Origin of the sequence: Mariprofundus ferrooxydans PV-1, from assembly GCF_000153765.1 — a bacterium.
In the GTDB taxonomy this organism is placed as follows: Bacteria; Pseudomonadota; Zetaproteobacteria; order Mariprofundales; family Mariprofundaceae; genus Mariprofundus; species Mariprofundus ferrooxydans.
The window spans coordinates 100,683-114,464 of the sequence record NZ_DS022294.1; the positions used below are offsets into that span (position 1 = coordinate 100,683).

The 13,782-nt window shown below is 53.3% G+C and carries 13 protein-coding genes; 7 read left to right on the forward strand and 6 right to left on the reverse strand.

Features of this window, described 5'->3' with window-relative positions; translation table 11 throughout:
• The first annotated feature begins 451 nt into the window (after positions 1-451).
• The 7 genes from secB to SPV1_RS00515 are packed head-to-tail and all read left to right on the forward strand — an operon-like array spanning position 452 to position 6,375.
• Entirely contained in the window at positions 452-910 is a 459-nt protein-coding gene (gene secB, locus SPV1_RS00485) for a protein-export chaperone SecB (protein WP_231288218.1), read from the forward strand.
• Between the two features lie 5 nt (positions 911-915).
• The gene (locus SPV1_RS00490; RefSeq protein WP_009849106.1) at positions 916-2,325 is read left to right on the forward strand and encodes an adenylate/guanylate cyclase domain-containing protein; all 1,410 of its coding nucleotides are present in this window, start codon (positions 916-918) and stop codon (positions 2,323-2,325) included.
• Entirely contained in the window at positions 2,322-3,119 is a 798-nt protein-coding gene (locus SPV1_RS00495) for a metallophosphoesterase (protein ID WP_009849107.1), read from the forward strand. Before SPV1_RS00490 ends, SPV1_RS00495 begins: the two co-directional genes overlap by 4 nt.
• Positions 3,120-3,161: 42 nt before the next feature.
• Positions 3,162-4,193: an N-acetyl-gamma-glutamyl-phosphate reductase gene (gene argC / locus SPV1_RS00500; protein WP_009849108.1), complete on the forward strand. Its 1,032-nt coding sequence runs from the start codon at positions 3,162-3,164 to the stop codon at positions 4,191-4,193.
• Positions 4,177-4,929, forward strand: coding sequence for a hypothetical protein (locus SPV1_RS00505; RefSeq protein ID WP_009849109.1), 753 nt, complete (start codon positions 4,177-4,179; stop codon positions 4,927-4,929). The genes argC and SPV1_RS00505 overlap by 17 nt, the downstream gene beginning before the upstream one ends.
• A complete protein-coding gene (locus SPV1_RS00510; RefSeq protein WP_009849110.1) occupies positions 4,926-5,435 on the forward strand; it encodes a gamma carbonic anhydrase family protein in 510 nt (169 codons plus the stop codon). Before SPV1_RS00505 ends, SPV1_RS00510 begins: the two co-directional genes overlap by 4 nt.
• Positions 5,428-6,375 carry a Ppx/GppA phosphatase family protein gene (locus SPV1_RS00515; protein ID WP_009849111.1) on the forward strand — a complete coding sequence of 316 codons (948 nt, stop codon included), beginning with the start codon at positions 5,428-5,430 and terminating at the stop codon, positions 6,373-6,375. Before SPV1_RS00510 ends, SPV1_RS00515 begins: the two co-directional genes overlap by 8 nt.
• Before the next feature lie 40 nt (positions 6,376-6,415).
• Here SPV1_RS00515 and SPV1_RS00520 read toward each other — a convergent pair whose 3' ends face one another.
• The 6 genes from SPV1_RS00520 to SPV1_RS00545 all read right to left on the reverse strand — a co-directional run bounded on the left by SPV1_RS00520 (position 6,416) and on the right by SPV1_RS00545 (position 13,586).
• Positions 6,416-6,886 (reverse strand): hypothetical protein, encoded by a 471-nt coding sequence (locus tag SPV1_RS00520; RefSeq protein WP_009849112.1) that lies wholly within the window; start codon positions 6,884-6,886, stop codon positions 6,416-6,418.
• A 219-nt stretch (positions 6,887-7,105) separates the two neighbouring features.
• Positions 7,106-7,750 (reverse strand): lysophospholipid acyltransferase family protein, encoded by a 645-nt coding sequence (locus tag SPV1_RS00525; protein ID WP_009849113.1) that lies wholly within the window; start codon positions 7,748-7,750, stop codon positions 7,106-7,108.
• Positions 7,747-9,513 carry a lipid A export permease/ATP-binding protein MsbA gene (msbA, locus tag SPV1_RS00530; protein ID WP_009849114.1) on the reverse strand — a complete coding sequence of 589 codons (1,767 nt, stop codon included), beginning with the start codon at positions 9,511-9,513 and terminating at the stop codon, positions 7,747-7,749. Before msbA ends, SPV1_RS00525 begins: the two co-directional genes overlap by 4 nt.
• Before the next feature lie 37 nt (positions 9,514-9,550).
• A complete protein-coding gene (locus SPV1_RS00535) occupies positions 9,551-10,744 on the reverse strand; it encodes an N-acetylmuramoyl-L-alanine amidase (RefSeq protein ID WP_009849115.1) in 1,194 nt (397 codons plus the stop codon).
• A 68-nt stretch (positions 10,745-10,812) separates the two neighbouring features.
• On the reverse strand, positions 10,813-12,252 hold the full coding sequence (locus SPV1_RS00540) for a mannose-1-phosphate guanylyltransferase/mannose-6-phosphate isomerase (RefSeq protein WP_009849116.1): 1,440 nt from the start codon (positions 12,250-12,252) through the stop codon (positions 10,813-10,815).
• 44 nt (positions 12,253-12,296) lie between these two features.
• Entirely contained in the window at positions 12,297-13,586 is a 1,290-nt protein-coding gene (locus tag SPV1_RS00545) for an NTP/NDP exchange transporter (protein ID WP_009849117.1), read from the reverse strand.
• Between the last annotated feature and the right edge of the window lie 196 nt (positions 13,587-13,782).

Sequence of the window (13,782 nt, forward strand, 5' to 3'; positions counted from 1 at the left end):
AATTACACCCAGGAGCCAGTGACGGGCTTAGCGTGATCACAGCCGGGCAGGAACATACCTTTGACTCCATACTCGCCGAGCAAGCAGCACTTATAAGCCCGATTGACTCCTGATCGGTGCATTCGGCCAAAGTACAGGCCTGTGTATCCGGCGTCAATCGAAGTCACTTATGTTCTGCCATTGCTCTGTCGGGGCAATATGCGCTTCGTGCAGCCGTTGCAACTCCGGCCGATCCTTCCCGCCTGCAATAGCGCGGAACAGGCAGGCTCTTCAGCCGGCAGAAAATCAGGCCGACACCAACAGACGTCGTCACCATACACAATTCACTTTCAGGGTTAACAGCCGCCCTTCCCATCGCTGCCGCGTCATTCCGCACTTGCATAGTCTCATAAAAACAGTCTAATTGCTTTTAATCATAATCAAGGAAGGAAAGCCGATGACAGACCATAACGTGCAGGATGCTGATACTGACGCACCTGCTTTCAGCTTGCAGAAAATATACGTAAAGGACATCTCGTTTGAGAATCCGAATGCACCGGGCATCTATACCCTCCCGGCCAGTCAGCCTAAATTTGAGATCAACATGGGCGTGGCCCACAAGCAGGTTGATGCTGATCACTGGGAAGTATCGTTAAAGATTTCAATCACGTCTCACGAGAGCCAGAACGAACAGTTGCTGTTTGAAATAGAAATTGAACATGCAGCAGTATTTTATATCAGGCATATTGACGAAGAACAGATGCCGATACTGCTTGGCGTAGAGTGCCCCACGATTATTTTCCCTTATGCTCGCCAGCTCATCAGTCAATTGACAATTGATGGCGGTTTCATGCCCCTGTTACTTGAACCGGTGAATTTCAGGGCGCTATTTGAAAACAGCCGCGCACAGGCCGAACACCAGGTTCACTAAGCAATATGAACAACGAACAAGCTACAGTCCTGGTTGTTGATGATACACCGGAAAATATCGATGTGCTGCGCGGTATCCTGAAAGGCACATACAAGGTCAAGGTTGCCATCAACGGCATGCAGGCGCTGAAACTGTGCGCCACCGATACGCCGCCGGATCTGATACTGCTGGATGTAATGATGCCCGGCATGGACGGGTACGAGGTTTGCCGGAAGCTGAAGGAAGATCCGCGCAGCGAAGGCATCCCGGTCATCTTTGTCACCGCGAAAAATGAAACACGCGATGAGATTCTCGGTTTCGAAGTCGGCGGCGTGGATTATATTAGCAAGCCGGTAACGCCTGCAGTGGTACTGGCGCGGGTTGCCACACATTTGAAGTTGCGTTCGGCCTACCGGTTTATCCGCGAGACGTTCGGTCGCTATCTGTCGGAAGATATCGTCAATGCGCTGATTGATACCCCGCACGGCCTGAAACTGGGCGGGGAAAAGCGCAAGGTCACCATCATGATGGCCGACCTGCGCGGGTTCACATCCATTGGCGAGCGACTGCCGGCTGAAACGGTTGTTGAGATGATCAATATCTTTCTCGCCACGATGACCGATGTGATCCAGCAGCATCAGGGCACCATCGATGAATTTATCGGCGATGCGATCCTCGTCATCTTCGGTGCCCCGCTGCAGCGGGCCGATGATAGCCTGCGTGCCATCCGCTGCGCCATTGATATGCAGGTGGCCATGAAAGAGGTTAATCGACAATTCCGGCAACGCGGTTATCCGGAGGTGGAGATGGGCGTTGGGCTGCATACCGGCGAAGTCATCGTCGGCAATATCGGTTCTCACAAACGCAGCAAATACGGCGTAGTCGGTCGCGTTGTCAACACAGCCTCCCGTATCGAGTCCTATACCATCGGTGGTCAGATCCTGATTTCGGAAAGCACACTGGCCGATTGCGGGGCAGAACTGCGTATTGACGGAAAAATGTCGGTGATGCCCAAGGGTATCTCCCATGAAATGACCCTTTACGATATTGGCGGTATTATCGACCGCGATGCCGCCGCTCACCTCCCCGAAAAGGTCGATGGAGTACTGACCGAGATGACACCACCTCTGTCGATCAGGATTATGCAACTGACCGAAAAGCATGGAACCGAATCTGTTTCCGGAGTCATCCTGCGCGCAGGCAGACGGGATATGCATATCAGGGCGGATCAGCCATGTGACGACTTCAGCAATATCCGCATCAGCCTTACCGGCATATCATCACAAAACAGCGACGCATCATTCTATGCCAAGGTTACCGGTCAACTTGACGATCAGTCGGGCCCCGCCTTTCAGGCTCATGCAACCAGTATTTCCGGAGACCTCTCCGCCCGGCTGCGTCAACTCGCAGAAAAAGCAGCAGGTAACAGGTCATGAGCCTGCAACTGCTGCATATCAGCGATTCACACCTTTACAGCGATCCTGCCAGCCTGCTCAAGGGTATCCGCCCCCACGACAGTTTCACTGCTGTTCTCGCCGATGCCTACCGCAGTTTTCCTGTCGTGGATGCTGTCATTCTGGGCGGCGACATGGCTCAGGATGAGCAGCCGGAAACCTATCACCGGCTTGTTTCCATGCTGCCCGACTGGCAGGCACCCATGATGCTGACACCGGGCAATCACGCCGCATTGGGTTACCTGAGCGGCACACTGATCCCCGCCCTGAGAGCGCGCGGGGCGTACAGCGACCGGCTACTGTCCGGACGCTGGCAGATCATCACACTGAACTCGCATCATCCCGGACACATATCCGGCCTGCTGCCCGCATCCGAGCTGGAGAGACTGCAGCAACTGCTATCGGTATCGGCCGGAATCCATACCCTGATCGCACTACATCACCACCCCATTCCCATCGGCAGCCGCTGGCTCGATGAGATCGATCTGGTAAACAGGGATGCACTGTGGGAAATCGTTCACAAGCACTCACATGTGCGTGCTCTGTTGTGTGGCCATATTCATCAGTCCTTCGATACCATACATGATGGCGTGCGCGTGTTAGGCAGCCCCTCCACCTGCGTACAGTTCACTCCCGGCACAGACAACTTCGCGCTTGCCGACATCTCGCCCGGCTACCGCTGGCTGGAACTGCTGGATGATGGAAACATCAGTACAACGGTTCACAGAATTACCGGCTTCATTCCGCCCGACCTGCTTAATAACGACCCCTATTAAACTGTTTGAAGCTTTTGGGGGAGCACGTAGCATACCTGCACTATGAAGATACCTGTAGCCATTCTTGGCGCGACCGGTTACACCGGCGCAGAACTGATCCGGCTGATCGACGGCCACCCCCATTTCACCATTGCCCATCTGGCTGCACATTCGCAGGCCGGCAAAGCAGCCGGTGCCGTATTGCCCGGCTGTGGCGGACGCACCGCTGACATGACACTGGCTGCCGCCGATGCGCCGTTGCCGGAAGCTGTGCAGCTGGTCTTTACCGCCCTGCCGCATGCCGCAGCCGCAACCAGCGTGGCCAACGCCCTGTCTCAGGGAAAAAAAGTCGTGGATCTGTCAGCGGATTTTCGCCATCAGTCAGCGGCAGTTTATCAGCAGGCTTATGCAGTGGAGCACCCCTGCCCGGAGCTGTTCCAGCAGGCTGTCTACGGACTGTGCGAACACGCCCGTGACCGGGTCGCCGCCACTTCACTGGTCGCCAACCCCGGCTGTTACCCTACATCAACACTGCTGCCGCTGATTCCGCTGCTCAAAGCCGGACTACTGGATACCGACGGTATTATTGTGGATTCCAAATCAGGCGCATCGGGGGCCGGACGCAGCGCCAAAACAGATCTGCTCTATTGTGAAATCAACGAATCGGTAAAAGCCTATGGCATGCCCCGGCACAGACATGCATGGGAGATGGAGGAGTGGGCTGAGGGTTTTACCGGCTCCCCCGTCCGCATCCGCTTTGTCCCGCATATTCTGCCGATGACTCGCGGTATGCTGACCACCCTGCATCTCTCAGGGAAGCAGGTGGATCGCTGGCATGCTATCCTGCAGGAAGCTTACAGCGACGAGCCGTTTGTGCGCGTTCTGGCGGCAGGCGAACTGCCCTCTACAGGCGGCGTATGCGGCAGCAATCGCTGTGACATCGGCATCTCGGTAGTTGGTGAGCATGAAGTTGTCATTGTCAGCTGTATCGACAACCTGCTCAAGGGCGCTGCAGGGCAGGCCGTACAGAATGCAAATTTGATGTTCTCGCTGGATGAAGGTGCCGGGCTGAGTGTACATGCAACCTGGCCATAAGCCAGGCCGCGCGAAACATGCGTCAAAGCCACTGGTTCCCCCTTTCGGTAAAGCCTCGGACCGTAAAGACAGCAGGTCTTTCAGTGCTCACCCGGCGACCGTACTACTGGCCGCTGCCGCCCTCGCCGGTATTGCCCTGTATGCCGGATTCCATTTGGGAGTCACCAGACAGGAGGAAGGAGTTGTCCGGCAGACCAACACCCTGAAAGCGGCACAACAGAAACTGCAATCTCAACTTGCCAGCGCAGAAGCCGAAATCTCACTGCGGGATAGTCAGATCAGCGGCTTGAAGCAGCAAATCCATCAGGATATCAGAGACCGCCAACTGATCCGGCAACGCCTCTCCATGTTTGATGATGTGCTGGCGGCTCGGACCGTACGCGGTGTGCATGTACTCCATCCCGAAGCGCAGTGGCAAAAAGATAAAGGGGTCATTGAATATCAGCTGGTGCTGGTCAAGGGAGAGAATTACCCGCGCTGGGCACTGGGACACCTGCAGTTTTCCACCCGCATGCCCGACGGGACGATTCTTAGCCTGACCGACCCGCATGGTAAAACGGATATCAAATATGAGATGACCACGCATTTGTTTATGGAGGGTACGCTGTTATGGCATGAGAACACACCACCATCGGCACTGCATGTTACGCTTATCAATCATCTGGATAAAAAAATACGCGAAGCCGAGTTTCCTGTTGTCACCCTCGCCGTCGCCCCCACTCAGGAGCAACCATGATCAAGCCCTATCTGCACTGGCAACCTGAGATAGCCGCATCCGTATTTATCGCAAACTCGGCCGATGTCATCGGGCGGGTCCGTATCGGCAAAGACTCCAGCATCTGGTACCAGAGTGTGCTGCGTGGCGATGTGGGCGACATCAGCATAGGCGAGCGCAGTAATATCCAGGATCACTGTATGCTGCATACCAGTACCGGCGTAAGCGATTGTATCATCGGTAATGATGTCACCATCGGTCATCGGGTTCTCCTGCATGGTTGTGAGATTCAGGATGGCTCTCTGGTAGGCATGGGTTCGATTATTATGGACCAGGCCGTACTGGAAGCAGGCTGCCTGCTGGCCGCAGGCTCCCTGGTGACCGAGCGCAAGATACTGCGCGGCGGCTATCTGTACGCCGGCAGCCCGGCCACAGAAAGGCGCGAACTCAGCGAGGAAGAGAAACTGTTTCTGCAGCGCTCCGCCAGCCATTATGTCGAGGTAGCAAGAGATCATATGTATGACTAAGCGTTTCGCCGCCATTGATATCGGCTCCAACACATTCCGCATGCTCATCGGTGAAACAACCGCCACCAACCACCATACGCCGTGGCGCACGGTATATTATACCCACCGCATTATCCGTCTCGGCGAAGGACTGCATCATAGCGGCCGGCTGGCCGACGCTGCCATGAGCCGCGCAATGACGGCCTTTGCTGAATTCGCAGAAATCCTCAGCCAGCATCAGGTGTCTGCCGAAAATACGCTGGCAGTCGCCACCGCCGCCATGCGCGAAGCGGCCAATGGCGTAGCCTTTCGCGACCGGGTGCAGACTGAAACAGGCATCGCCATCCGCATCATCGACGGGGACAGCGAAGCCTGCATGTCACTGTCCGGCGCAGGCGCCGTGCTCAAACCGGCAACGCGTGCAGATATGCTGCTATTTGATATAGGCGGCGGCAGTACCGAGTTTATCCGTGCAAATAATCACCACTGCCGGGATGCGATCAGCACAAGAATGGGTGTTGTCCGTCTGGTTGAAGCACACCTGAACTCCGATCCGCCATCAGCAAGCGATTACCAGGCGATGCTTGCTGCCGCCAACCTGCATCTGGCCGATGTCGAGGCGCACTGGGGCATCGTTGCACCGCCCCGGCATCTGGTTGGTACTGCCGGCACCGTAACAACGCTGGCTGCCACCGAGCTGGATCTCTGCCCCTATAATGCAGACACCATCAACAATCACTGGATGAGTCTGACTGCATTTGAATCACTGCGTGAGCGGCTGCTGTCTATGGACCATACCGAGCGGCAAGTCATCCGCACCATTGAGCCCGGTCGAGCCGATTTGATTATCGCAGGTCTTGCCATTGTTGAAACGGTACTCACTCGCTGGGGTTATGCAGGCATGTATGTTGTCGATGCCGGCCTGCTCGAAGGCGCCTGGCTGGAGATCAGTCATTCCTGAAGACCAGTGACTCACAAACAGAGAGCGTGATTAACACTGTCTATAAACGAATCTTAAAATGTGCTTTCTTATTATTGCTTATCTTTTCAGGAGGCAGTTTTTCCTCCATTTCAGAAACAAGCAGGTCGATATCTTCGTATTTCGGCATTTCTTCCGTCATACCTTTCCCTCTGTCTATGATTATGCATCGAATTTCTTCGCCTTCCCACTCAATAGTAACGCTTTGTATAGCTGAAAATTTAAGCCTGCTTGCAGTCCCGTCATTGAGATAAATTAAAGATTCCTCTTCAACTTTAAGCCTGTGTTTTTGCTCCCAGGGAAGCTCAATGCGAAAAATGAGCCATAACATAGGAGCCAGAGCTCCCGTAAGCACAATAAATATTATTGCACGAAGAAATACGGATGAAACAACGTAAAACATTGACACCCCGAGAATCAAAGCCATGGCTATCATGAAATAGCCCTTTCTTTTAATACGATTCAGTTGCATATCAGAGATACGGTATTCCATATTCACTCCAGCTTTAATCCTACGCTCTTGGAGTTGATATTTGAAACCCCGGCTGAGAGATTTAATACACCTATTGCATCAATCAGTTGAACTGAAAACAGACAGCCCTTAACCCTGTATTACAAGGACAATTCGTGACTGCTCTCTCACATAGCAAGATTTATGTTCATCATATGATTATCAATATTGAACACCCTGTGCTGATCACACTCCCTGCCTTCAGTCTTGATCGAAAAAACTGTCCGCTGTTTGTTGTGCATCATCCATCGCCTGTTGAACGCGCCTGAGCGCATCGTCCATATCATCGCCTTCTGATACACTGACCGGATCGCCCATAACAAATACGCCCCTGGAAAACGGCTGCGGGATATAAAAACGGTCCCATGAATTCACACGCCAGTGACGCTTTGTGGCGTAGCAGACCGGCACAACAGGTAACCCGGCTTTCATGGCCAGCTGAACGGTCCCCTTCTGCACCACTTCGCGCGGCCCCTTCGGGCCATCGGGCGTGATTGCCAGATGCCGGTTCTCATCCCTGACCGCCCTGAGCATTTTCAGCATGGCACGTGCGCCTCCGCGCGTGGTTGATCCACGCACCGTGTCGATCCCCAGCAGATGCATGGTATCGGCAATATATCCGCCGTCCCGATGCTCGGAAATCAACATGTAACCGTGCCACGCACGATTTCTCGATATACGCGGAATCATAAGCATACGCGCATGCCAGAAGGCATAGAGGTATCGTTTCGGATCTTGACGGGAATAAGGTTCGCCAACCACCTGCCAGCGTATTGTATTGACCAGAAACAGAAAAATAAGTCGGATCAGGCGCGGAATAAGCCAGGTAACAAAGCGATCTTTCACCCGCCGTTCTCTCCGTCCACCCCCCTGTCAGGTACCTCACGCGCCTCGAACTGCAGATGATAGAGCTCGGCATAGAGGCCGCCGGCACTCAAGAGCTCTTCGTGACAGCCCATCTGGGCAATATGTCCATCCTCAAGCACGACAATGCGGTCGGCATTGCGAATCGTGGAGAGGCGATGGGCAATCACGATCACTGTGCGCCCCTGCATTAATCGATCAATAGCCTGCTGTACCAGTCGCTCGGATTCGGTATCCAGCGCACTGGTTGCTTCATCCAGAATCAGAATCGGCGCATCCTTGAGCAGGGCTCGCGCCAGAGAGATGCGCTGACGCTGGCCGCCGGAGAGAATAACCCCCCGCTCGCCCACCATCGTGTCATACCCTTGCGGCAGCTTGCAAATAAACTCGTGTGCGTTTGCTGCCCGGGCAATCTCTTCAACTCTGTCCCGGTCAATCGGATCGTGGCCGTAAGCAATATTATTCAGGATGGTATCGTTAAACAGGATGATCTCCTGCGTCACCAAAGCAATCTGGTTACGTAGCGATTGCTGACTGAGCTCACGCACATCCACACCATCAATCAACACGCTACCGGCGCTGACATCCATAAAGCGCGGCACCAGATTAACCAGCGATGTTTTGCCTGCGCCACTGCGCCCTACCAGCGCCACCACTTCACCTGCCGCCACATCAAAGCTGACATCATTGAGCACGGACTTCTCTGTCCCGGCATAACGCAAGTCGACATGGTTAAAGGAAACACACTGTGAAAAGGGCGCGGCGCTTAGCGCGTCAGGCTTGTCCTCTACATCAACCGGTTCATCAATCACCTCAAACACGCGCTCGCCGGCAGCCAGCCCCTGCTGTATATCATTATTAGCCCGTGACAGGCGCTTGACCGGCTCATAAAGCATAATCACCGCCGCCAGAAAGGATACCAGCGTACCGGCGGTGGTTTCACCTGAGGCCACGCGCATACCGCCGTAAAACAGTACTCCGGCAATGCCGAAACCGGCCAATAGCTCCATAATCGGAAAAGAGAGTGCATTGACACGAAATACACGCAATTGATGCACCAGAAAATCACCGGTAAAGCGGCGAAAACGCGAGCGCTCATACTCTTCCATACCAAAAGCCTTAACCACGCGAATACCGCTGACCGTCTCCTCCAGCAGGCTGGTCAAATCCCCCATCGCAGCCTGTCCATCCAGTGTTGCATGGCGCATTTTCCGGCCGAAACGGGCAATTGGATAGATCACGGCAGGAAACACCAGCATGGCAATCAGTGCCAGCAACCAGTCCTGCACAAATACGACACCAAGCAGAAACACAATGGATATTGCATCACGCATCAGCGCTGTCACGGCGGTACTGACCGCAGCCTGCACCAGCGACACATCATAGGAGAGGCGTGCCAGTAACTCACCGGTCTTGCGATGAGCAAAAAATGACAGCGACTGGGCCGTCAAACGTTGATACAGCAGGTTACGCATATCAAAGATGACATGCTGGCCGATATAACCCATCAGATAAGCCTGACCAAAATAAGCTGCTCCCTTGATCAGGTAGAGACCGATAATCAACAGAGGAATCAGGTAGATCAGGTGCGTATTCTTGCCGGTTAATGCCTCATCGAGTACCGGCTTAAGCATCCACGCCATTGCAGCCGTACAGGCGGCCAGCACAACCATACAACAGATCGCAGTAATCAACCGCCCCTTGTAGGGCATCAAAAAACCCAGCAGGCGCCGGTATAAACCCATTGATGAACGTGTCACTCAGACTCCCGTTGGAAATATATTATAACGAAGCATAAGGGGAACGTACCGACGACTGATCTCTGGCTGATGTTTTCAGACGTCCCATCTTCTCAAAGAAACCGACGCTGCCATCCAGCAGAGCTTCCGCCAGCGCCTTCTGATGCTTGCTGCTTCTGAGCTGCCTTTCGCGTGACGGATTGGAGATATAATCCAGCTCAACCAGCACGCTGGGAATTTCCATGGCCAGCAACACGACAAAACGGGCACGTTTGGGCGATGAGTATTTGATCGGCCCGGCTTTTTTCAGCCTGTGCAACATCTCTTCAGCCAGCATCTGTGAACTATTGAGACTGTCACGCCGGAACATATCGCCAAGAATCCGGCTCACCAGAGGGTCAGACACCTGATCCAGCGGCGTCACACCACCCACCTCATCGGCGGCATTTTCCTTGGCAGCCAGCGCTCTGGCTGCCCTATCCTGCGTCGCACCGCGATCGGAGAGCATGTACACACTGGCTCCTTTCACGTCTCTTTGACGCACTGAATCAGCATGGATGCTGATCATCATGTCGGCATGCGCTTTTCTGGCCAGTGCTACCCGGCGCTTTAACGGCACAAAGTAGTCACCCTTACGCGTCAGTACAGCACTCATTCCGGGCATCTTGTTAATAGCAGCAGCCAGTTTTTTCGCCACCGCAAGTGTGACATCCTTCTCCATCACCCTGTGTGGCCCGATTGCACCCGGATCTTCACCACCGTGCCCTGCATCCACCGCAACGATAATTCCTTTTTTCGAGCGACTGCTTGCAGCCACGGCATCCCTCTGTGTCTGCTCCGGCCGCATCAGATCCAGCACCAGCCGGTATGGCTTTCCCTGCATAGGTTTAAGGAGAAAGGAGCGCGGCTGCACCTTCTCCTTTACATCCAACACCAGACGCAAAACGCCTTTTTCAGGTTTGCCATGACGAATGGACTTCAACACCGGATCCGGCAGCGCCAGTTTACCCAGACTCGCCTGCATTGTTGTGTGCATCATATCAATGACAATGCGTTCCGGTTTATGCAGGCGAAACAGTTTGTAGGAAATTTGACCACTGAGATCCAATACCAGCCGGCTATGATCGGGAGCCGTCCACAAACGGATATCCCGCACAGCACTGCCGGCATATGCAGCGGATGCATTCAATAGCGCCAGTAGTATACCGATGCTAATCATGAAACGATTCAGGCTCATCAGGACATACTCGCGAGGCGAACTGCCATTGCAAGTGCATATTGCATCAGCAGCGAATCAATAAACGTCTATTTTTTCCTACCGTAACTGTCCTCAAAGCGTTCGATATCATCTTCACCGAGGTAATCTCCCACCTGCACCTCAATCAACTGCAACGGCATCTTGCCGCGGTTTTCCAACCGGTGCACTTCACCGATAGGGATATAGGTACCGCCATTCTTAGGTACGGTACGGGTCAAATCACCACATGTAATGGTGGCCGTACCGGAAACAACGACCCAGTGCTCGGCACGATGTTGATGCGACTGCAGGCTAAGGCGCCCTCCCGGCAACACATCAATGCGTTTAAGCTTGTAACCCTGTCCCGAATTTTCCAGTACCGTATAACTACCCCACGGCCGGCGCACAGTCACATGCTCCAGATGCAGCGTCCCCTTGGTTTTCACCAGTTCGCCAACAATTTCCTTCACCCGCTGACTCTGACCTGCCCTGGCCAGCAGGATGGCATCCGGCGTTTCCACCGCGATAATATCTTCCAGACCGATTGCCGCCAGCAAGCGACCTTCGCTACGCAGCAGTGAGTTTTTGCAATCGATTGCCAGCACATTACCGCTGATTTCATTGCCGTCTTCATCGTGTTTGGCCATTTCATGCACGGCATCCCAGCTGCCGACATCTGACCAGCCGATATCAGCTGCTACCAGCGACACCCTCTTTGATTTTTCCATCACGCCATAATCAATGGAGACATCAGGCATATCGGCAAATGAGTCCCGAACAACCTCCTGCCACGGCTCTCCAGTCTGCCAGCGGGCACGCATGCGCTCCAACACTGTCCACAGGCTGGGCAGATACTGTTTAACTTCTTCCAGGATTACCGAACACTTCCAGACAAACATGCCCGAGTTCCAGTAATAACCGCCCTCCTCCAGCATCTGCTCAGCGGCAGCAATATTCGGCTTTTCAACAAAACGGAGTACCTTGTGAATCGCACCCTCTTCCGGCTCGGCCTGCACATAACCGAAGCCTGTTTCCGGCGCATCCGGAACCAGCCCGAAGGTAACCAGCTGGTCTGTCATCGCCACCTCAATAGCCTGCTTCAGACACTTCTGAAAAGCCTCTTTTTTGGTGATCAGGTGGTCTGATGGCAACACGATCATCACAGGGTCATCTTTATTGAAGTCGAGCATAACAGCAGCTGCTACAGCAATCGCAGGTGCCGTATTACGGCCACACGGCTCCAAAATCAGATGCAAACCATCCAGCTCCGAAAATGCCTCACCTGTGGCATGCTTTTCACCGGTGATGACCCAGGCGTCACTACGCTCCACCAACGGTGAGAGTCGGGATATTGTCGCTCCCAGCATACTCTCGTCTCCATTGAGTTTGAGAAACTGCTTGGGCAACTGCTGGCGTGACAGCGGCCACAAACGGGTACCGGAACCCCCGGCAAGTACTACTGCTTTGATACTATTATAATTCATATCCTCACCCTTGTTTGTGATCATCAATGATCATCTTTTTTCATATAATCGTAGTCGCCCCGGTATCATCACTCTCCGGAGTTCAAATTCCTGGCATAGCCATGTTCCGAAGCCTGCTCGGAACGATATTTAAACTTGCGGCTAACCCTGATCGTCACCAGTAACCATAACAGGCACAGACCGATATTGGTGCCGACGAGATACATCGTTGGCAACCCCATGATGTGAACCACCAGATAAATAATACCACCCTGAATCAGGTCGCCAAAGCGCGTAAAAAAGGTATTGATCGCCTGCATCCCCTCATAGCGTGTAAAACGATCCAGCGGCAGAAATAAAATCTGTTTGGTCGTATTGGCTACGGAGTAATCAATACTGTTATCTGCCATCTTCACGATGGCAAACCAGGCCAGAACAGGGAAGAACAGTACCGAAAGATACATCGACAGGTTGATCACAGCCAGACTGATCAGTGCGCCGCCGACGCCTATAACCTGATATAGCGGGCGCACAATAAATGCCTGTAACAACAGTGCAGCAATATTCACATAGAGATAGAATGTCGCGTAGAACTCACCTATTTGAGCGCCATGTTTTTCCGCTGTGACAAAGTCTGCCAGAACAAATTCGCCGGTGGAGTTAATCAGATTCAGCAGCACCACTGATGCTGCAATCCAGCGCAGATATGGTACATCCATAACACGCTTGAGACCGCCAAGCAGATGCTGGATCGACTCCGAACTTGATTCCTGACTCTCCCGCTTCATGGCGATATTGGCGCCTGGCATCATCACAGCCAGCAGTAACATTCCGATAGCCACCAGCATCAAGCCATAAGTGCCCAGCTGCAAAAACATAAACTTGGCCATCATCGCACCAAACATCGCACCCAGCGAACCACCTATCGCAATATATGATGTAAGCTGCTTGCCTTTCTCAACGCAGTGATAATCACTGACCATGGTCCAGAACTGGGAGATCTGAACCACTGAGAAAATACCCAGCCAGATGAAAAAAATCACGCCAATGTGCAACCCGTATAAACCGGCGATGTAAAACAGCAGAATATTTCCGGCAAGAAATACCGTAACCCAGTGAAACAGCCTGTCTCCATGAAGATGGCGAATAAGTACACTGTAAAAGGGCACCAGCAACAGTAATAAAGCCGCCTGACCGGCAAGCGCATAGCTCCTGATTTCGGCGCTGCCACCGACAAGAATCAACGCCTCACGAACAGGCTTTAACAGATAATATGCAAACAGGATCAGAAACAGCCGCAGGGCAAACATAAAGGTTGCCTTGCCTTCCGGCCCTCTCATGTTGTCCCAGACACCATGCATCAGCTGTGTAATTTTCATTATCGTCGTGTTCCACCCTCTGTTTTAATCGAACGCATCATGACAGAACGAACTACCGATACGTTTTCCACCATGATATACAGGAGCGATTCGGGCTGCCTGCAGAAAACCGGAACTGTTGTTACACCTGCAACTTCACAGGCGGGCATATTAGCAGCAACTCAAGTCGAATGCATGAGAGCAGACTGGTCGGCCC